Raw genomic sequence first — 18,062 nt, 5'->3', positions numbered from 1 at the left:
ATGACCGACTCCCGCGATACCGACCTGCTCGACGCCGCCCGTGCCCTCGACGCCGCCGATCCGCTGCGCGCCCACCTCGACGCGTTCGCCGAGGCTCCGGGCGTCACGGCCTACCTCGACGGCAACTCGCTCGGCCGGCCGCTGCGCGACATCCCGGAGAAGCTCGCCGCCTTCGTGCGCGAGGACTGGGGCACCCGGCTCATCCGCTCGTGGGACGAGCAGTGGATGGCACTGCCGATGGAGCTCGGCGACCGCATCGGTCAGGTCGCGCTCGGCGCAGCCGCCGGACAGACCGTCGTGGCCGACTCGACGAGCGTGCTGATCTACAAGCTCATGCGCGCCGCCGCGGCCGCCGACCCTGACCGCACCGAGCTCGTGATCGAGGCCGGCAACTTCCCCACCGACCGATTCCTCGCCGAGGGCGTCGCCGCCGAGACGGGCATGACCCTGCGCTGGCTCGAACCCGATCCCGTGCACGGGGTGACCGTCGCCGACGTCGAGGCCGTCGTGTCGGAACGCACCGCCCTGGTCTCGCTGAGCCACGTCGACTACCGCTCCGGTGCCCTGGCGGACATGCCCGGCATCACGGCGGCGGCGCACGACGCGGGCGCGCTCATGATGTGGGACCTCTGCCATTCGGCCGGGGTGATCCCGATGCAGCTCGACGAGTGGGGCGTCGACATGGCCGTCGGGTGCACCTACAAGTACCTCAACGGCGGACCGGGCTCCCCCGCGTTCGCCTACCTGCGCCGCGGACTGCAGGGCGTGCTGCGTCAGCCGATCCAGGGCTGGTGGAGCGCCGCCGACATCTTCGCCATGGGCCCGGAGTACGTGCCGTCGGGAGACATCCGTCAGCTGCTGAGCGGCACCCCGCCGGTCACGTCGATGCTCGCGATGCAGGGGATGCTCGACCTCATCGAGCAGTCCACGATCGCCGGTGTCCGGGCGAAGTCGCAGTCGCTGACCGACCTCGCGGTGCGCGCGTACGACGAGGTGCTCGCACCTCTCGGCGTGCGGCTGCTGAGCCCGCGCGACGCCGATCTCCGGGGCGGCCACGTGACGATCGGCCACCCGGACTTCCGTGACGTGACACGACGGCTGTGGGCCGACGGCATCATCCCCGACTTCCGCTTCCCCGACGGCATCCGCCTCGGGCTCTCCCCGCTGAGCACCTCGCACGCCGAGACGATCACCGGGATCCTGGCCGTGCGCGATGCCCTGGAGTCCGGTGACTTCTGACCTCGCCGCCGCGCCCGTGCTCGACGACATCGATGCACGCCCCGGCAGTACCGCCTCGCTGCTGCGGACACTCGTCGGAGTGTTCCTGCGCCCGCTCGGCGGCTGGATCTCGGCGGCCGACCTCGTCGCGCTCGCGGGCGACCTCGGGATCGAGGCGGGCCCCGCTCGCACCGGCATCACCCGCCTGAAACAGAAAGGGCTCCTGCTCGCGGAGCGCAACGCCGGGATCGGCTATCGCCTCAACCCGGCCGCCGTCGGGATGCTCGAGCGCGGAGACCGCCGCATCTTCGAGATGCGCGAGATGACGGATGCCGACCCCTGGTGCCTGATCACGTTCTCGATTCCCGAGAGCGCACGCAGCATCCGCCACCAGCTGCGCCGCCGCCTGCAGTGGATCGGCGCCGGCGTCGTCTCCCCCGCGCTGTGGATCTGTCCGGGGCATCTCCAGGAGGAGGTGGAGCAGATCCTGGAAGAGCTCGGCGCCCGGAGCTGGGCGACCCTGTTCCAGGCGTCCGCCCCCGCGCCGGCCGGCACGCTCGAGGAAGCTGCCGCGCAGTGGTGGGACCTCGCGGCCCTGCGCGCCGAGCACCTCGCCTTCCAGGCTCAGCTCGCCGCGTTGCCGTCCGAGCCGTTCGCCGCCTACGTGCAGCTGATCGACCGCTGGCGGGTGCTGCCGTACACCGACCCCGGGCTTCCGCCGTCGATGCTGCCGGCCGACTGGCCGGGGCGACGCAGCTTCGAGGAGTTCGCGCGGCTCTCCGCCGCGCTGGCCGCTCCCGCCCGCGCGCACGTGCGCGCCCGAACGACCGGACGCGCACGCGCCGTCTAGGACCTCGGCCCCGCCACCTCGGCGAGGAAGCCGGCGACGTGCTCCTGCAGACGCAGGATGCGCAGATCGCGCGCGAGCTCGCGGTCGAAACCCTGGTAGGCCAGCGGCGGGAGGATGCGCACGTTGCGGTTGCAGCCGAACTCGGCGCACGTGAGCACGCCGATCGAATCACCCTTGCGTCCGGCGGCACCGGCCTTGCGCGCCACGAACAACTGCACGTCGTTGCGGAGCGTGACGTCTTCGCACCAGGAGCACTGCGCCCGGGCGATCACGCGCTGCTCGGCACGCTGCAGGAACACGCCGACCGGGGCGTCGTCGACCCACGTGACGACGTACGCGCGGCGGGGCATCTTCGGATCCACCCAGCCGAGGAAGTCGAGCCGATCGAAGTCGATCTCGGCGAAGCCGGGCGGGAGGGTCAGGTCGGAGACCTCCTTGCGGGAGGCGTTGAGGAAGGAGGCGCGGATGCCGCGCTCGTCGATGGGACGCATGAGAGAAGTGCTTTCGGAGTGGTCGCCCCGGAGGGCGAGTCGATCGGGGTGAGGATCCCCGGACGGATGCCGGGGTACGACGCAGCACCGGGGACGGGGGTTCCGCCTCCGGCCGGTCTTCAGCCTCTGCCTGCGGCGCGGAAGGCGCCTGCAGCTCCGCTCTGCGCCCGAGGGGCGCTCATCGACGACAGCACCCCGAGAGACTACACCCGTTTGTTTCACTCCGTGTCGGCCCGCCTGGCTCCGACCCGGAAGCCGACCTAGTCTTTCCGGAACGTCGATCCTGAAGGAGACCACCGTGTCCACGCCGCTGAACCGCCTTTCGCCCCTCCCGGTGCGTGAGCGTGCAGCGTGCATGTGCAGCCACGGCGACCGGTGCTCCTCGTTCGCACCCGGCCACGCGCTGCACCTGATCCAGGCGCGCATCGCCTCGGCGACACCCGCCGAGTGGGTCGACGCCCTGGTCGTGACGACGGATGCCATCGCCGGCGACCTCGTCGTGCGCACGCTCGACGGCGAGGTCCACGAGCTGTGGAACGGATCCGGCGCGGCACTCGAAGCGGCCCCGGGCACGCCGGTCGCGCTGCATGCCCGCTACGGCGTGCTCGCCGTGGGGCGCACGCAGTTCAACGTCGCCACCGTCTGACGCGGCCCGTCACCGACGGGGCGTCGAGAGCGATCGCGCCTCAGGCGCTCGCCATCATCATGTCCTTCATGGCCGTGCAGGCATCCATGCACGCCTGGCATGCCTGAGCGCACATGCGGCACACGTCGCTGTCGTCGGCATGTCGCATGCACTCGTCCATGCAGACCTGGCACATCGCGATGCACGCGTTGAGCATGGCCATCATCGCGGCCGGGGTCATGCCCTGCATCCGCATCATCGAACGCATCATGGTGTTGCACATGTCTGCGCAGTTCATGCACGCAGGCGAACAGTCCATCATCTGCGTCGAGCACACCGTGCACGCCTGCTCACACGCGGCACACGCATCCATGCACGCCTGCATGACGGACATGTCCATCATTCCCATGTCGGGCATCGACTCCATGTTCTTCGACATGGCGCCCATCATCATCGAGTCCATCGCTCACCGCTTCCTTCGAGGTCCGCGGGCAGGACCACCCGCCTGGCGCCAGGCTAGTCCCTCGGGGACCCCGCGTCGATGGGGCGGAACGCTGACATGAGCGGGCCGGATTGTCAATCCCGTGGCCCGTTCCGCGCACGCGTGGAAAGGTCGGGATCAATCGAATCCGCCCTAGGAGAGGAGCAGAACATGAGTGCTGCAGATGACGTCAAGAACGCCGCCGAGAAGGCCGCAGGAAAGGTCAAAGAGGGCGTCGGCAAGCTCACCGACAACGAGCGTCTCGAGGCCGAGGGCCAGGCAGATCAGGTCAAGGCCTCGACCAAGCAGGCCGGTCAGAACGTGAAGGACGCCGCCGAGAAGACCGGCGACAGCGTGCGCGACGCGTTCGACAAGAAGTAGGACGAGAGTCCCCCGGAAACGGCAAAGAGGTGGGGCCCGCCATCGGGCGGGCCCCACCTCTTCGGGATCAGACCTCGGTCAGACCTTGCGGCTGCCGCTGATCGCTCGGATCAACCAGGCGATCACAGCGATCGCGAGGAGGACGAGTCCGACCCACAGGAGGAACTGGAGCGACTGCACCAGTCCTCCGGTGATCGCGAGGATCACTGCGACGACGATGACGATGATCAGGAGGATGTTCATCGGTCTTTCCCTTCTTTCGGGGCGCGAACGCCCGCCTGCGGTGACCCCACGCTAGCTCCCCGGAGCCATCTTCCCGAGGGGGTTGACTTCTACCCTCCGAGTGCGCGAAAGGATGAACCAATGCCAGGACGACGGAACAATTCGCTCAAGGACCCCGAGCTGTACGAAGAGCTCAGGGACGACGGGGCGTCCAAGGAGAAGGCGGCGCGCATCTCGAACGCCGCCGCGAAGGAAGGTCGCAGCACCGTCGGGCGCCGTGGCGGAGAACACGGCGACTACGACGACTGGACCGTTCCGGAGCTGCGCAAACGCGCGAAGGAGCTCGGACTCACCGGCTACAGCGGAAAGCGGAAGTCCGAGCTGATCTCCGCCCTCAGGAATCACTGAGGCCGGGGATGACCCGCTTCGGCATCGAGGAGGAGTTCCTCTTCCTCGATGAGCACTCGCTGGTGCCCGTGGCCCTGGCCGCCGGCACGCGCGAGCGCATCACGCGGCTCCGCACCGGCGGCGAGGTCACGAAGGAGTATCTGACCTCGCAGATCGAGTGCCTCACCGAGCCCGTCTCGACCGGAGCGGATGCCGAGGCACAGCTGCGACACCTGCGCGAGCTGATCGGGTGGCACGCGCAGGAGCAGCAGGCGATCGCGGCCTCGTCGGGAACACCGTTCGCCACGACGCGCTCCTCCGCCGTCTCCCCGTCTCCGCACTACGACGTGGTCGCCGAGCAGCTCGGTCACCTCACTCGCGATCACGAGGTCAACGGCCTGCACGTGCACGTCGAGGTGCTCGACGACGAGGAGCGGGTGCGCGCACTCGACCGCGTGCGCGGTTGGTTGCCCGTGCTGCTGGCCCTCGCCGGGAACAGCCCGTTCGTGGAGGGCCGCGACACCTCCTTCGCCAGCTGGCGCAGCATCCTGATCCGTCGTCTGCCCGGCTCGTGGAGCCCGCCGCACTTCCGCGATCTCGCCGACTACCGCGCGGGGGTGCAGCGGCTCATCGATCTGCGGGCCATCGCCGATGCCGCGTCGCTCTCCTGGGCGGTGCGCATCTCGGAGCGCTACCCGACGGTCGAGGTGCGCGTCTTCGATGCGCAGCTGACTCCGGAGGAATCGGTGCTCGCCGCACTGCTCAGCCGGGCGATCGTGCTGACCGACGACCAGCCTCCCGCCGCGATCGGCGCAGATGTGATCGACGCGTCGCTGTGGACCGCTGCTCGCCGCGGCATGGACGCGCGTGTGATCGACCCGACGACCGGGGAGATCGACGACGCGCGGACCGTCGCCGAACGGATGCAGGCCGTGATCGCCCCGGCGCTTCGTGAACTCGGCGACGAGGAGTGGGTGAGTGACGGGCTCGCCCGCCTGCGCGCCGAAGGTACCGACGGCACCGGCGCCACTCGGCAGCGCCGCAGCGTCGAGCAGGACGGGATGGCCGGGCTCGCGCGACTCCTCCGCGCCGGAACGCCGGCACCCCACCCGGCGCCCCCTGCGCCTCGACCGGATCCGCACGGGGAACGACAGGAGCCCGCGCCCACGCCGGCAGCCTGACCACCGCCGCCCGGGTGTCCGCCGCCGGGAGTAATGTCGGCCTGTGGCCTCTTCCTTCGCCCCGCTCCAGCGGCTCGTCATCTCGATCGCCGTGCTCGCCTCGTTCGTGACGTTCCTCGACGGCACCGTCGTGAACGTCGCTCTGCCCGCGATCAGCCGCGAACTCGGCGGCGGCATCACCACCCAGCAGTGGGTGGTCGACGCATACCTGATCACGCTGAGCGCGCTGATCCTGCTCGCCGGATCGGTGTCCGACGCCTACGGCCGCGTGCTGGTGATGCGCATCGGCCTGATCGCGTTCGGAATCGCCTCCATCGCGGTGGCCGCGGCCTTCGATCCGCTCATGCTGATCATCGCCCGGGCCGCGCAGGGTGCGGCCGGCGCGCTGCTGGTGCCGAGTTCGCTCGCGCTCATCACCGCGACCATGCGCGCCGACGTGCAGTCCCGGGCGATCGGTGTGTGGACCGCCTTCACGACCGGAGCCCAGCTCGTCGGCCCGCTGCTCGGCGGCCTGTTCGTCGACTACCTGTCCTGGCGCTTCGTCTTCCTCATCAATGTGATCCCCATCGGCATCACCCTGCTGCTGCTCGCCCGCCTGAAGCTGCCGGAGCACCCGCGCGGCATCAAGGTCGACTGGTGGAGCGGTGCGCTGTGCGCGCTCGGCCTCGGCGCCGTGGTGTTCGCCCTGATCGAGCAGCCCAACATGGGGTGGCAGTCGCCGGCGATCTGGATCCCCGCCGTCGTGGGCGCTGCCCTGTTCGCCCTGTTCCTGTGGCGTCAGCAGCACTCGGCCTCGCCGCTCATGCCGCTGTGGCTGTTCCGGGTGCGCGACTTCGGCTGGGGCAACCTCGCCACCCTCTTCGTGTACGCGGCGCTGTCGCTCAACGGCTTCGTGGTCGGCGTCTACCTGCAGCAGGGCGCGGGTCTCAGCGCCACGGCGGCCGGGCTCGCGAGCCTCCCGATGACGATCCTGATGATCCTGATCTCCTCCCGCGCGGGACAATGGGCCGGCCGGTGGGGGCCACGGATCTTCATGACCATCGGTCCGCTGATCATGGCGGTCGGCGCACTCATGCTGCTGCTCGTCGCAGACGACTTCGACTACTGGTGGCAGGTGCTGCCCGCGATGATCGTGATGGGTCTCGGCCTCTCGCTCACCGTGGCGCCGCTGACCGCGGCGATCCTCGGGGCGATCGATGAGAACCACTCCGGCATCGCCTCGGCGGTGAACAACGCGATCTCCCGCGTCGCCGGCCTGCTCGTCGTCGCGATGCTCTCGACGATCGTCGGCGGCACGCTCGACCTCGACGGGTTCCACAATGCGGCCTGGGTCACGGCGGCGTTGCTCGTCGTGGGCGGCGTGGTGTCGTGGATCGGCATCCGCCGCAACCCGGCCGAACCGGCACCGGCCGACGTCGCCGCGTCCGGCGCCCCGCAGTGACCGTGCCCACGAGGACGCGCCGGGGCGGGACGCCGCTCGCCGCTGCCACGCTGGTGCTGGCGCTCGGCGGATGCGCGGCGCCCGCCGCTCCCCCCGCGTCCGGCGAATCGTCGGCACCCGCCGCGTCGTTCAGCCTTCCGCCGTCCGGCGCGACCCCCGACTACCAGCTCGGCGGTGCGTACGAACCGGCGTCCGAGGTCGGGATCATCGGCCGGGACCGGAGCGCGGAGCCGGCCGAGGGCGTGTACTCGATCTGCTACGTCAACGGATTCCAGACGCAACCGGACGAACTCGACTCCTGGCCCCGCGACCTGCTGCTGCAGCGTGACGGCGAGGTGGTCTTCGACCCGGACTGGCCCGACGAGGCACTGCTCGACACGTCGACAGCCGAGCGCCGCGACCGGATCGCCGCCACGGTGATCCCGTGGATCGAGGGGTGCGGGGATGACGGCTTCGACGCCGTCGAGTTCGACAACCTCGACTCGTACACCCGGTCGGACGGGGCGCTCTCGTTCGACGACAACCTGGCGCTGGCCACACTGTTCGTCGATGCGGCCCATACGGCCGGCCTCGCGGCCGGGCAGAAGAACACGGCCGAGGATGCGGCCGTGCTGCACGAGCGGGCCGGGTTCGACTTCGCGGTCACCGAGGAGTGCGCGGTCTACGCCGAGTGCGGCGCCTACACCGCGGTCTACGGCGATCACGTCATCGACATCGAGTACGCCGACGAGCTGCCCCGCCCGTTCGCCGAGATGTGTGCGGACGACGACTCCCCGGCATCGATGGTGCTCCGCGACCGCGACCTGGTCACCCCGACCGACGACGACTACGTGTTCGAGACCTGTCGCTAGGCTGACTGCGTGACGAGGACAGGCGGAGTGGTCGATTCCGTACGCCAGGCCGCCTCGGGTGCCTTCAGCCGTGCGGCGGTGCCGCTCTGGGCCGCCTCGGGTGCCTTCAGCCGTGCGGCGGTGCCGCTCTGGGCCGCCGTGGTCGCGATCGTCGGCCTGCTGGGAGCGTTCGTGGCATTCGGCGGCCTCGCTCCGGCGACGACGCAGCCGTCGCTCGTTCCCGTCGGCAGCGAGGTGCGCACCTCGCTGTATACCGTGACCGTGATGGACGCTGAGGTCACCGACGAGGTCGAGGAGCAGTATCTGGAGGCGGAGCCGGGTGAGACCCTGCTCATCGTCACGGTGCGACTGGAGAACCTCTCCGACCGCGCGGTCGGGGTGGAGGGCACGGCCGACCAGGTTGCCTCACGGCTGCTCTCCTCGAGCACACCGCTTCTCGAACTCTCAGGCGTGACCGTGACCGACACCGCGCGCTCCTGGCGGGCGGACGGTTCGCTGCGCGCGGTGGTGCTGCAACCCGGCGTCCCCGCCGATGTGCGCATCGCCTTCCCCGTCGCCGACGATGCTCTCGACGAGCACGAGGCCCACCTCGATGTGTACGACGCCAGGGAGCAGTCCGGCCAGGTCATCCTCTCGTCGTCGGCGATCACGTGGCGACGGACCGACCTGATCGCCCGCACCCCCGTGGAGGTCGGTCCGTGAGCGCGCGCGGCGGATGGATTCCGTGGGCCGCGGGTATCGCGCTCGTCCTCGCGGCCGGCGTGGTGACGGCGGTCACACCGCCCGAGGATGCGCTGACCGATCCCTTCTTCACGAGGGCGGCCGTCGACGACACGGCGACGTCCCGTACCCTGATCGCCGCGGTGCAGGGGGCCTCGTTCGCCGACCGGCTGACGGTGGCGGACAAGTGGGAGGCCGACGGGAACTGGCTCGTGATCGAACTCGCCGTGTCCGCACCGACGACCGAGGAGGATGCCGTGATCGGCGTCGCCAGCCTCGTGATCGACGGGCAGGTCTTCCTGGCGAGCGAGCGTCCGCCGACATCGCTGCTCCGGGCCAAGCTGCGAGTGGGCACCGACACCATCGGGACACTGGCGTTCGAGCTTCCGGAGGGCCTACGGACCGGGAACGGAGAGCTGCGACTCACCGGTGAGTACCCGACGCCGCGTCTCGACGACGTCATCACGTTCCCCCTCTCCCTCGATGAGGTGCCGCAGGACACCGACAGGGAACTCGACGAGCCGCGATTGGGGGCGCCATGACCTGGTGGCGGACACAGCGCTTCGCACTGGTGGCGCTCGTGGTGGCCGCGGCCGCCGCGATCGCCGTGCACGTCTGGTTCGATGTGCTGCCCGCCGCCCCGAAGAGTACGCAGGTGCAGGAGGCGGAGGACGGGAGGGCCGAGGTCGCCGGGCAGAAACTCCGTCTGGACTCCGCCCGCTGGGATGAGTTCGAGGCACCGGCGGGATCGCGGACGCTCAGCATCCGGATCGATGCCAGGGCGGAGGGCGAGTCCGCCGGATGCGGGATGTTCACCCTCGCCGAGACCGACGGCGCGCGCGTCTGGACCAACGCCCGATCTGCGCTCGACGTGCCCTATGACGAGGGCGAGTCGGGCTGCCAGAAGGAGTCAGGCTCCTACGCCATCCTCGCGGTTTTCCTGCTCCCCGACGACGCCGACGGGCCGTTCGTGCTCGACGTCCCCGGTACCGACGAGATCGCGCGCTTCCCCATCGAACCCTGATTCGCGGGTACCCATCCCTGCTTCCGGGCGACCGACAACCGTGTCGAAGGCGGTCGCCACGATCGCGACGCGCAGCGGCTCGGCCACGGCGGCCACGGCGACGAGGAGAAGCGGGAAGAAGCCCGACCAGAACGCGGTGTCGTGCGCGCCGACGAGCTGCAGCAGACCGCGCGAGCCGACCTGCTCGGCCCACGACCACACGGCATACGCCAGTGCCGTGCAGCCGAACACGACGGGGCCGCCGCGCCAGATCAGGGCCAGTGCCGCCCAGAGCCCCTCGAGGCGGAGTGCGAGGTTTCGCGCGAGGTTCGACACCGCACCAGGGGGCGCCTGCTCGATACGCCCCAGCACCGCCGGAGTCGCGTCGAAGGTCGTGCCGTAGATGACGCCGGCCACGGTCAACCATGCCGCGGGCACGACCACCGCGGCGACCACCAGTCCGACCAGCCACAGCACCGTCTCCCACAGCGTCGCCACCGGGAGCACGTTGGCCCCGAACCAGTCGCCGATGCCCTCGAACCAGGCGACGCCCGCTCGATCGGCGATCCACTCCTTGGCCTGCGCCCACCACTGGCCCACCAGGGTGAAGAGCATGAAGGTCCAGACCACCTCGGCGTACGCGGCGAGCGCGAGCGTCCATGTCGGAAGTCTCCCGCCGATCCGAGCGAGGAGCACGCGCACGACGAGCGCGATGACCAGCACGGCGACCGGCAGCACGCCCACCGCGATGAGGCCGCCGCGGTCGCCGAGCTGGGCGGCGTCGTAGCTGGCGTCACGCAGGGCGATGCCGCTCGCGATGTTGAAGAACGCTTTGATGTCGACGTCGAGCATTCCCCAGGCGGCATAGAAGGCGAAGAACGGCAGGATGGCGACCAGCGTCGTCTGCGCGAATTGCCGGTAGCCCGGGCGGTGGTCGGATGCACTGTGCGGCAGCGACCGCTGCACCGTGAGGTACATGGCGACGTACGACACCAGGCGCGCGGCCACGGCGAGCGGCAGGAGCAGGAGTCCGCCGAGCGTGGTGAGTCCGCCTATGAAACCCGCGAGCTGCACGAAGATCTCGTGAAGAGCCTCGCCGGCGAGATACCAGGCCGCCAGCGCGAGGCCGTGCCGTGCGAGGAGGCGCCCGAAGGTGCGCACGGCCGGGATCATGCCCCCACGGTACCGGTTCGCTGACCGCCCCTGCGGAGCGGATGTCGACACCCCGCCCGCGCCGCGGCGTGTATGCCCCGCACGCCCGTCTGCGTCAAGTCCCTGGAGCGGATGATCCACACGCGGCAGGATGCGAAGCATCGCACCGATGGGAGCCCTGCTCATGACCGTATCCGCCCCGGCATCCGCCCCGGCCGCAACCCTCCCCTTCACCGACCGAGGGCCGCTGAGTCACGCCGTCATGTCGCAACTGACGGGCGACGACGCCGCTGCCGCCGACCACACGGGCCTCGCGACCGCTGCCGTGGCGGCGAGCGCCGACGTGGTGCGCGACGACGACATCCAGCTCGCGCTCTTCGTCCTCTACGCCTCGTCCTACGGATCGCTCCCGCAGCTCGATGCCGACCTGGAGTGGGACCCCGCCCTTCTCACCACCCGCCGGATCCTTGAGGAGGCGTTCGAGAGCGCGCTGCGGGCGAGGGTGCCGCTGCCGGAGTCCCCCGAGCCGACCGTGGATGCCGTCGGCCGCGCGCTTTTCGCCCTGGCCGCCGCCGACACGGGACCGAGCCTCTCGCGGCACATCGCGAAGAAGGCCACCAGGGAGCAGGCGGAGGAGACCCTCATCCAGCGCTCGGTGTACACGCTGCGCGAGGCGGATCCGCACTCCTGGGCCATCCCGCGCCTGGAGGGACGCGCCAAGGCCGCCCTCGTCGAGATCCAGTCGGACGAGTACGGCGGCGGGCGACCGCAGCGCGTGCATGCCGAGCTCTTCGCCCGCGCGATGCGTGCCGCGGGCCTCGATGCCACCTATGGAGCGTACGTCGACGACGTGCCGGCGATCACTCTCGCCTCGCACAACATGATGTCGATGTTCGGGCTCAACCGCCGCCTCGTCGGCGCGATCGTCGGGCACCTGGCCGCATTCGAGATGACCTCGTCCATCCCCTGCCGCCTGTATGCCGACGGCCTGCATCGTCTGGGATTCGACCCGGATGTGGCGGCCTACTTCGAGGAGCACGTCGAGGCGGATGCGGTGCACGAGCAGATCGCCGCGCGAGACCTGGCCGGCAGCCTCGCCGAAGACCACCCCGAGCTGCTGCCCGACATCCTGTTCGGCGCGGCGGCGTGTCTGACCGTGGACGGTTGGGGCGGCGAACACATCCTGGAGTCCTGGCAGGCGGGCACCTCGTCGCTCCGACCGCGGGTGGCGTCATGAGTGCCCGGACCGAACCGCCGTCGATCACGCCCTATCCCGACGGACCGCTGCTCGTGCGCGGCGCCGTCGAACTGCGCACCGCCGACGGGGAGCCGATCGAGCCGCATCGCCGAACGGTGGCCCTGTGTCGCTGCGGGCTCTCGGCCCTCAAGCCGTTCTGCGACGGCACCCACAAGGCGGCGGGTTTCCGCACCGACGACTGATCGCCGCGCCGACGTCGTCGCGGTTCAGGCCTCGGGCCAGTAGTAGCTGTCGGGGAGGGCACGGGCGCCGAAGATCGCCTGACCGACACGCACGCAGGTCGCCCCCTCCTCGACCGCGATCTCGTAGTCCCCCGACATCCCCATCGAGAGCTCGCCGGAGCCGATGAGGTCGGGGGCGTCTTCCCTGGCCTGGTCTCGCAGCGTGCAAAGGAGGGAGAAGCACTCGCGCACCCGCTGGTCGTCGGGCGTCAGGATGGCGAGCGTCATGAGTCCGCGCACGCGAAGGCTCTGACACGAGGGCAGCGCCTCGAGGAAGGCGGGGAGTTCCGCCGGCGGCATCCCGAACTTGGAATCCTCGGCAGAGGTGTTCACCTGCACGAAGACGTCGAGGCTGCGTCCTGCCGCCTGCAGGCGCCGATCGAGCGCCTCGGCGACACGCAACCGGTCGAGGGCCTGGAATTCCGTGGCGAAGGTGGCGACGTCCCGTGCCTTGTTGGTCTGCAGATGTCCGATGATCGACCAGGACACGTCGAGGTCGCTCGTCTCGCCGTGCTTGCGCACCGCCTCTTGCACCTTGTTCTCTCCGAGCAGCCGCATGCCCGACTCGATGGCGACCCTGACGCGCTCGGTGGGGACGGTCTTGCTCACCGGAAGCAGCGTGACCTCTTCCGGGAGGCGTCCGGCGCGACGGGCCGCCTCGTCGATGCGTGTGCGGACGGCTGCGACGTTGTGGTGGAAGTCGTCGACGGTGAACGCCGTGGGGTATCGATCGTCGACCCCGCTCGGCTGCTCTGGTTTTGACATAGGTCAAAGTCTAACATAGTCTTAGGCCGATCTGATGCGAGGCTGGATCGCCTCGCGCCACACCCGACAGGAGCCACCATGTCCCCGCTCGACGTGCTTCCCGACCGCTCATCCGCCCCTTCCCTGCGCACCGAGGTGCCGGGGCCGCGGAGCCGTGCGATCCACGAGCGGCGTCAGAGATCCGTGGCCCGCGGGGTCGGCAGCGTGCTCCCGATCTACATCGACCACGCGGACGGACCGTGGGTGACCGACGTCGACGGCAACCGCTTCCTCGACCTGGGGAGCGGCATCGGCGTGACCACGATCGGCCACGGGAACCCCGCCGCCATCGCAGCGGCCGCCGCGCAGATGGAACAGGTCACGCACACCCTCTTCACCGTGACCCCCTACGAGGGATACGTGCGCCTCGCGGAGCGCCTCGCCGAGAAGACTCCCGGCGACCACGAGAAGCGCTCCTTCTTCGCCAACTCCGGGGCGGAGGCCGTGGAGAACGCGGTCAAGATCGCCCGCAGACACACTGGCCGCCGCGCGGTCGCCGCGCTCGACCACGCCTTCCACGGGCGCACGAACCTCACGCTCGCCATGAACCACAAGGCGGCGTACGGCACTGGTTTCGGTCCCTTCGCTCCCGACATCCACCGCGTACCGAACTCGTACCCGTACCGCGACGGACTCACCGGAGAACAGGCGGCGCAGCGCACGATCGACCACCTCGAACAGCGCATCGGCGTCACCGACCTCGCGGCCCTGATCGCGGAGCCCATCCAGGGCGAGGGCGGCTTCGTCGTGCCCGCCGACGGCTACCTGCCCGCACTGCAGGAGTGGTGCACCCGCAACGGCGTCGTGTTCATCGCGGATGAGATCCAGACCGGCCTCGGCCGCACGGGGACCTGGTTCGCGAGCGAGGGATTCGGTGTGGTGCCCGATCTCGTGCTCACCGCCAAGGGCATCGCGGCGGGCCTCCCGCTCGCTGGTGTCACCGGGCGCGCCGAGATCATGGATGCTGCCGACCCCGGCACCCTCGGCGGGACGTTCGGCGGCAATCCGGTGTCCATCGCCGCCGCCCTGGCCGTCTTCGATGAGCTCGAGCACGGAGACTTCTTCGCCGAGGCGTCGCGCATCGGCGAGAGGCTCGAGCAGCAGCTGAACGACCTCGCCACGCGTCATCCGCTGATCGGGGACGTGCGCGGTCGGGGTGCGATGTACGCGTTCGAGCTGACCGAACCCGGGACGTCACGTCCGGCGGCCGGCGCGGCCTCGGCCATTGCGGCTTTCGCGGCACAGGAGGGGATCCTCCTCCTCACCGCGGGCAGCGACGCGAACGTGATCCGTTTCCTGCCGACCCTCACCACCACCGACCAGCAGCTCGACATCGCGATGGACGTGATCGATCGAGCATTGACGGCTCTCGCCTGATCCGTGCTCGACCGAACATCCTCACAGATCGCTCCGGATCCTCACCACCCCCGAAAGAACTCCATGCCCACGAAGATCGCCATCAACGGACTCGGGCGGATCGGGCGCAACCAGCTCCGCCTTCTCATGACGCGCAGGCCCGACCTGGAGCTGGTCGCGCTGAACGACCCGCGCGGCGCTCGCGGGATCGCCGACCTCCTCGAGAGCGACCGGGGAAGCGGCCGGCCGACGGCCGCGGCCCGACACGACGACAAGCATCTCTTCGTCAACGGTCACGCGATCCGCGTGTACTCCGCGCACGACCGCCGAGGCCTGCCCTGGGAAGAGCTCGGTGTCGACATCGTCATCGAGTCGACCGGCCGGGCCGCCCGCGCGGACACCGCGAGGGAGCACGTCGCCGCCGGCGCCGAGAAGGTGATCATGACGTCGCCCGCGGCCGGCGACGACGGGACCTTCGTGCTCGGCGTGAACGAGGGATCGTACGACCCCGACCGGCACCACGTGATCTCCAGCGGCTCGTGCACCACGCTCTGCCTGGCGCCGGTGCTGCAGGTGTTCGATGACGCCTTCGGGATCGACGCGGCGCTGATGACGACGGTCCACTCAGGCTCCGTGGACGACTGCGTCCAGGACATCCCCCACGCCGACCTGCTGCCCGCGGGAACCCGAGACGCGAGGATCACGGCGAGCAGTCTCGGCGCCGCCGAGGCCGTCACGCGCGTCCTCCCGCACCTCGACGGGCGGCTCGAGGGCACGGCGCTGCGGGCTCCCACCCTCAGGGGGTCGATCACCCATCTCACCGTCACCGCGAATCGGACCGTCACCGCCGACGAGGTGCGGGCCGCGTACCAGGCCGGCGCAGACGATCGACTCAAGGGGATCCTGCGCTGCGCCGACGACGAGATCGCCATCTCGGACTCGGTCATCGACCCGCACTCGTCGATTCTGGACACCACGCTGATCCGGGTGATCGGCTCGCAGGTGAAGATCTCGGCCTGGTACGACGACGAGTGGGGATACTCGCACCGTCTCACCGAGCTCGTCGCGCACGTCGCAGAAGGACGGACTCCATGACGACCTCGTCCTCGCCGCCGCGCACCGCGCTCGCATTCCGGCACGTCCACTTCGAAGGCCTGGGCATCCTCGAGCCGCTGCTGATCGAGCGGGGGTATCGCGTGGAGTACGTCGACCTCGGCGTGCAGGCGATCGACATCGAGCGGGTGGACGACGCGGATCTGCTCATCGTGCTCGGTGGCCCCATCGGGGTGTACGAGACCGTGCACTATCCGCTCCTGCACGCGTCGAAGGAGGCGATCGCGCACCGGTTGCGCGACGGCCGGCCGATGTTGGGCATCTGTCTGGGCGCACAGCTCATCGCCGAGGAGATGGGAGCAGCGGTCGCTCCGACCGGCTCCGTGGAGATCGGCTATGCGCCGCTCGAACTCACACCCGAGGGCCTCGACTCTCCCCTGCGTCCCCTCGACGGTCTGCCCGTCCTGCACTGGCACGGCGATGCCTTCACCATCCCTGAGGGCGCCCGCCAGCTCGCCCGCACTCCGGACTTCCCGAACCAGGCGTTCGCCACCGACACCGTGCTCGCACTGCAGTTCCACCTGGAGGCCGACCATCGCACGATCGGGAACTGGCTGATCGGGCACGCGCACGAGCTGCACCACCACGGCATCGACCCGCGCACTATCCGCGAGCAGGCGAGGATCCACGGCCCGCGACTCGAGGCCGCCGCCCGTGCCGCGATCGCCACCTGGCTGGACGAGGTCGACAGCCCGGCGCACCACGCCGATGCGAACTGAGACGGCACGACGAAGGGCCGGGACCTGACGGACCCGGCCCTTCGTCTGCGGCAGATCAGCTCGCGCGGCGCAGTGCCACGCTCGGGAAGTCCACCGGCACATCGAGGGCGATGTTCACGTAGTTCGTGAACAGGTTCAGCGCCACCTGGCCGATGGTCTCGACGATCTGCTCGTCGTTCCACCCCTGCGCGCGGACCGCGTCGACATCGGCCGAGGACACCTGTCCGCGGGCGTCGACGAGTTTCAGCGCGAATGCGAGCAGCGCGGCGGTGCGCGGGTCGTCGGACTCGCCGACCTGTGCTGCAGCAAGCGTCTCGCGCGTCAGACCGGCCTTCTTGCCGAGCGCGGTGTGCGCCGCAAGGCAGTAGTTGCACGAGTTGCGGTCGGCCACCGCCACGGCGATCTGCTCACCGAGGGCCGCCCCGAGGGTGCCGCCGCCGTACGCGCCGAATGCGCTCCACATGCTCGTGAGGGCAGCCGGGGAGTTCGCGACGGCGCGGAACATCGCCGGCACGGTCCCGAAGGCGCCGGCGATCTGGTCGAGCTGCTCCTTGACGGGTCCGGTGGCCGATTCGCGTTCGATGAGAGAGACGTTGGGCATGTGATGCTCCTTCGTTAGTCGGGTGAGGCCGATCGGCCTCCCCTCGAGTCTTCCGAGAATCATCGGACGATGCGCAGCAGAACGTCTTGCATTCATGACAGATCGTCCAGATACTGGAGGTATGCCTCCTGTAGACCGACTCACCGCGCTGCTCGAGCGGTTCCGCGTGCGCACGCGCCTGTTCCACTCCGGCGCCCTGTGCGGCACGACGGTCTTCCCGGCGAGCGGCGGCCACGGCTACCTGCATGTGCTGCGACGCGGCGAGATGGAGGTGACCCACCGTCGCCCCGACGGCAGCACCGAGCGCGAGCTCATCACGCGGCCGAGCCTGCTGTTCTTCCCGCGTCCGCTCGACCACACCTTCCTCAACGCGCCGACCGACGAGTCGGACTTCGCGTGCGCGACGCTGGACTTCGACGGCGGGGCCACACATCCGCTCGTGCGCACGCTTCCTTCGACGATCGTGCTGCCCCTCGATGAGGTCGCCACGCTCGCCCCGGCGCTCGACCTGCTGTTCTCCGAGGTCGACAACGTCCGCTGCGGACGCCCTCTCGTCGCCGACCGCATGTTCGAAGTGGTCCTGATCCAGCTGCTGCGGTGGATGCTCGACAACAGCGGGCGCCTCGACCTCCCGCCGGGCCTGCTTCCCGGGCTCGCGGACGAACGGCTCGCCCCGGCACTCGTCGCGATGCACGAGGCGCCCGGCGATCCCTGGAACCTGGAGTCGCTGGCGCGCCGGTCGAACATGTCGCGGAGTGCGTTCGCCGCGCGGTTCAAGGACGTCCTCGGACGATCGCCCGGGGACCACCTCACCGAGTGGCGTCTCACCGTCGCACAGGAGCAGCTGCGCGCCGGGATGCCGGTGAGCACCGTCGCCGCGGAGCTCGGCTACGCCAGCGCCTCGGCCTTCTCTCGGGTGTTCGCCCAGCGCATCGGCCATTCGCCGAGAGCGTGGCTCGCCCTGGCCGCCTAACCCGCAGCGGAACC

Annotated in this window: 23 protein-coding genes; 17 read left to right on the top strand and 6 right to left on the bottom strand. The window is 70.0% G+C overall.

Annotated elements, in window-relative coordinates; translation table 11 throughout:
- Together ACIOTO_RS11035 and ACIOTO_RS11030 are read left to right on the top strand one after the other, a co-directional pair.
- Positions 1-1,239, top strand: coding sequence for a kynureninase (locus ACIOTO_RS11035; protein WP_400857834.1), 1,239 nt, complete (start codon positions 1-3; stop codon positions 1,237-1,239).
- Entirely contained in the window at positions 1,229-2,068 is an 840-nt protein-coding gene (locus tag ACIOTO_RS11030) for a PaaX family transcriptional regulator C-terminal domain-containing protein (RefSeq protein ID WP_400857833.1), read from the top strand. The genes ACIOTO_RS11035 and ACIOTO_RS11030 overlap by 11 nt, the downstream gene beginning before the upstream one ends.
- Here ACIOTO_RS11030 and ACIOTO_RS11025 read toward each other — a convergent pair.
- Positions 2,065-2,559 (bottom strand): FBP domain-containing protein, encoded by a 495-nt coding sequence (locus ACIOTO_RS11025; protein WP_400857832.1) that lies wholly within the window; start codon positions 2,557-2,559, stop codon positions 2,065-2,067. The two genes, ACIOTO_RS11030 and ACIOTO_RS11025, sit on opposite strands and share 4 nt — an antisense overlap.
- 298 nt (positions 2,560-2,857) lie before the next feature.
- Between ACIOTO_RS11025 and ACIOTO_RS11020 the strand changes: the two genes are divergently transcribed.
- Entirely contained in the window at positions 2,858-3,205 is a 348-nt protein-coding gene (locus ACIOTO_RS11020) for a hypothetical protein (protein WP_400857831.1), read from the top strand.
- A gap of 40 nt (positions 3,206-3,245) precedes the next feature.
- Here the strand turns inward: ACIOTO_RS11020 and ACIOTO_RS11015 are convergent, their stop codons facing one another.
- On the bottom strand, positions 3,246-3,623 hold the full coding sequence (locus ACIOTO_RS11015) for a hypothetical protein (RefSeq protein WP_400857830.1): 378 nt from the start codon (positions 3,621-3,623) through the stop codon (positions 3,246-3,248).
- 213 nt (positions 3,624-3,836) lie between these two features.
- On the opposite strand from ACIOTO_RS11015, the gene ACIOTO_RS11010 reads away from it, so the two are divergent.
- Complete coding sequence (locus ACIOTO_RS11010) at positions 3,837-4,046, top strand: CsbD family protein (RefSeq protein ID WP_029261061.1); 210 nt, start codon at positions 3,837-3,839, stop codon at positions 4,044-4,046.
- 78 nt (positions 4,047-4,124) lie between these two features.
- On the opposite strand, the gene ACIOTO_RS11005 is transcribed toward ACIOTO_RS11010, so the two are convergent.
- On the bottom strand, positions 4,125-4,289 hold the full coding sequence (locus ACIOTO_RS11005; protein ID WP_017201713.1) for a hypothetical protein: 165 nt from the start codon (positions 4,287-4,289) through the stop codon (positions 4,125-4,127).
- A 120-nt stretch (positions 4,290-4,409) separates the two neighbouring features.
- Here ACIOTO_RS11005 and ACIOTO_RS11000 point away from each other — a divergent pair, with 120 nt between their 5' ends.
- From ACIOTO_RS11000 to ACIOTO_RS10970, 7 genes are read left to right on the top strand one after another with little or no spacing between them, the layout of a single operon-like run.
- Positions 4,410-4,676, top strand: a complete 267-nt coding sequence (locus tag ACIOTO_RS11000; protein ID WP_029261060.1) for a Rho termination factor N-terminal domain-containing protein — start codon at positions 4,410-4,412, stop codon at positions 4,674-4,676.
- A gap of 8 nt (positions 4,677-4,684) precedes the next feature.
- Complete coding sequence (locus ACIOTO_RS10995; protein WP_400857829.1) at positions 4,685-5,836, top strand: YbdK family carboxylate-amine ligase; 1,152 nt, start codon at positions 4,685-4,687, stop codon at positions 5,834-5,836.
- A 43-nt stretch (positions 5,837-5,879) separates the two neighbouring features.
- Positions 5,880-7,277 (top strand): MFS transporter, encoded by a 1,398-nt coding sequence (locus tag ACIOTO_RS10990; protein ID WP_105710535.1) that lies wholly within the window; start codon positions 5,880-5,882, stop codon positions 7,275-7,277.
- Between the two features lie 2 nt (positions 7,278-7,279).
- Entirely contained in the window at positions 7,280-8,128 is an 849-nt protein-coding gene (locus ACIOTO_RS10985) for an endo alpha-1,4 polygalactosaminidase (protein WP_400857828.1), read from the top strand.
- Positions 8,129-8,137: 9 nt separating this feature from the next.
- Entirely contained in the window at positions 8,138-8,830 is a 693-nt protein-coding gene (locus ACIOTO_RS10980; RefSeq protein WP_400857827.1) for a hypothetical protein, read from the top strand.
- Positions 8,827-9,390, top strand: a complete 564-nt coding sequence (locus ACIOTO_RS10975; protein ID WP_400857826.1) for a hypothetical protein — start codon at positions 8,827-8,829, stop codon at positions 9,388-9,390. The genes ACIOTO_RS10980 and ACIOTO_RS10975 overlap by 4 nt, the downstream gene beginning before the upstream one ends.
- Positions 9,387-9,872, top strand: coding sequence for a hypothetical protein (locus tag ACIOTO_RS10970; RefSeq protein ID WP_400857825.1), 486 nt, complete (start codon positions 9,387-9,389; stop codon positions 9,870-9,872). The genes ACIOTO_RS10975 and ACIOTO_RS10970 overlap by 4 nt, the downstream gene beginning before the upstream one ends.
- On the opposite strand, the gene ACIOTO_RS10965 is transcribed toward ACIOTO_RS10970, so the two are convergent.
- Complete coding sequence (locus tag ACIOTO_RS10965) at positions 9,759-11,024, bottom strand: hypothetical protein (RefSeq protein ID WP_400857824.1); 1,266 nt, start codon at positions 11,022-11,024, stop codon at positions 9,759-9,761. The two genes, ACIOTO_RS10970 and ACIOTO_RS10965, sit on opposite strands and share 114 nt — an antisense overlap.
- 148 nt (positions 11,025-11,172) lie before the next feature.
- On the opposite strand from ACIOTO_RS10965, the gene ACIOTO_RS10960 reads away from it, so the two are divergent.
- Both ACIOTO_RS10960 and ACIOTO_RS10955 read left to right on the top strand, forming a co-directional pair.
- Positions 11,173-12,240, top strand: coding sequence for an iron-containing redox enzyme family protein (locus tag ACIOTO_RS10960; protein WP_400857823.1), 1,068 nt, complete (start codon positions 11,173-11,175; stop codon positions 12,238-12,240).
- On the top strand, positions 12,237-12,443 hold the full coding sequence (locus tag ACIOTO_RS10955) for a CDGSH iron-sulfur domain-containing protein (RefSeq protein WP_400857822.1): 207 nt from the start codon (positions 12,237-12,239) through the stop codon (positions 12,441-12,443). The genes ACIOTO_RS10960 and ACIOTO_RS10955 overlap by 4 nt, the downstream gene beginning before the upstream one ends.
- Positions 12,444-12,467: 24 nt before the next feature.
- Here the strand turns inward: ACIOTO_RS10955 and ACIOTO_RS10950 are convergent, their stop codons facing one another.
- A complete protein-coding gene (locus ACIOTO_RS10950; RefSeq protein ID WP_400857821.1) occupies positions 12,468-13,247 on the bottom strand; it encodes a YggS family pyridoxal phosphate-dependent enzyme in 780 nt (259 codons plus the stop codon).
- Between the two features lie 78 nt (positions 13,248-13,325).
- On the opposite strand from ACIOTO_RS10950, the gene gabT reads away from it, so the two are divergent.
- The 3 genes from gabT (at position 13,326) to ACIOTO_RS10935 (ending at position 16,474) form a co-directional block, all read left to right on the top strand.
- Positions 13,326-14,663 (top strand): 4-aminobutyrate--2-oxoglutarate transaminase, encoded by a 1,338-nt coding sequence (gene gabT / locus ACIOTO_RS10945; protein ID WP_400857819.1) that lies wholly within the window; start codon positions 13,326-13,328, stop codon positions 14,661-14,663.
- A 63-nt stretch (positions 14,664-14,726) separates the two neighbouring features.
- Positions 14,727-15,737, top strand: a complete 1,011-nt coding sequence (locus ACIOTO_RS10940; RefSeq protein WP_400857818.1) for a type I glyceraldehyde-3-phosphate dehydrogenase — start codon at positions 14,727-14,729, stop codon at positions 15,735-15,737.
- Positions 15,734-16,474, top strand: coding sequence for a glutamine amidotransferase (locus ACIOTO_RS10935; protein WP_400857817.1), 741 nt, complete (start codon positions 15,734-15,736; stop codon positions 16,472-16,474). Before ACIOTO_RS10940 ends, ACIOTO_RS10935 begins: the two co-directional genes overlap by 4 nt.
- 55 nt (positions 16,475-16,529) lie before the next feature.
- On the opposite strand, the gene ACIOTO_RS10930 is transcribed toward ACIOTO_RS10935, so the two are convergent.
- Positions 16,530-17,075: a carboxymuconolactone decarboxylase family protein gene (locus ACIOTO_RS10930; RefSeq protein ID WP_029262212.1), complete on the bottom strand. Its 546-nt coding sequence runs from the start codon at positions 17,073-17,075 to the stop codon at positions 16,530-16,532.
- Between the two features lie 121 nt (positions 17,076-17,196).
- Between ACIOTO_RS10930 and ACIOTO_RS10925 the strand changes: the two genes are divergently transcribed.
- A complete protein-coding gene (locus ACIOTO_RS10925) occupies positions 17,197-18,048 on the top strand; it encodes an AraC family transcriptional regulator (protein WP_400857816.1) in 852 nt (283 codons plus the stop codon).
- Positions 18,049-18,062 lie beyond the last annotated feature (14 nt).

The sequence above is a fragment of the Microbacterium sp. NPDC087592 genome, assembly GCF_044743585.1.
GTDB lineage: Bacteria > Actinomycetota > Actinomycetes > Actinomycetales > Microbacteriaceae > Microbacterium.
The sequence above is the reverse complement of the archived record's forward strand: the minus strand, read 5'-3'. Positions and strand labels throughout refer to the sequence as shown.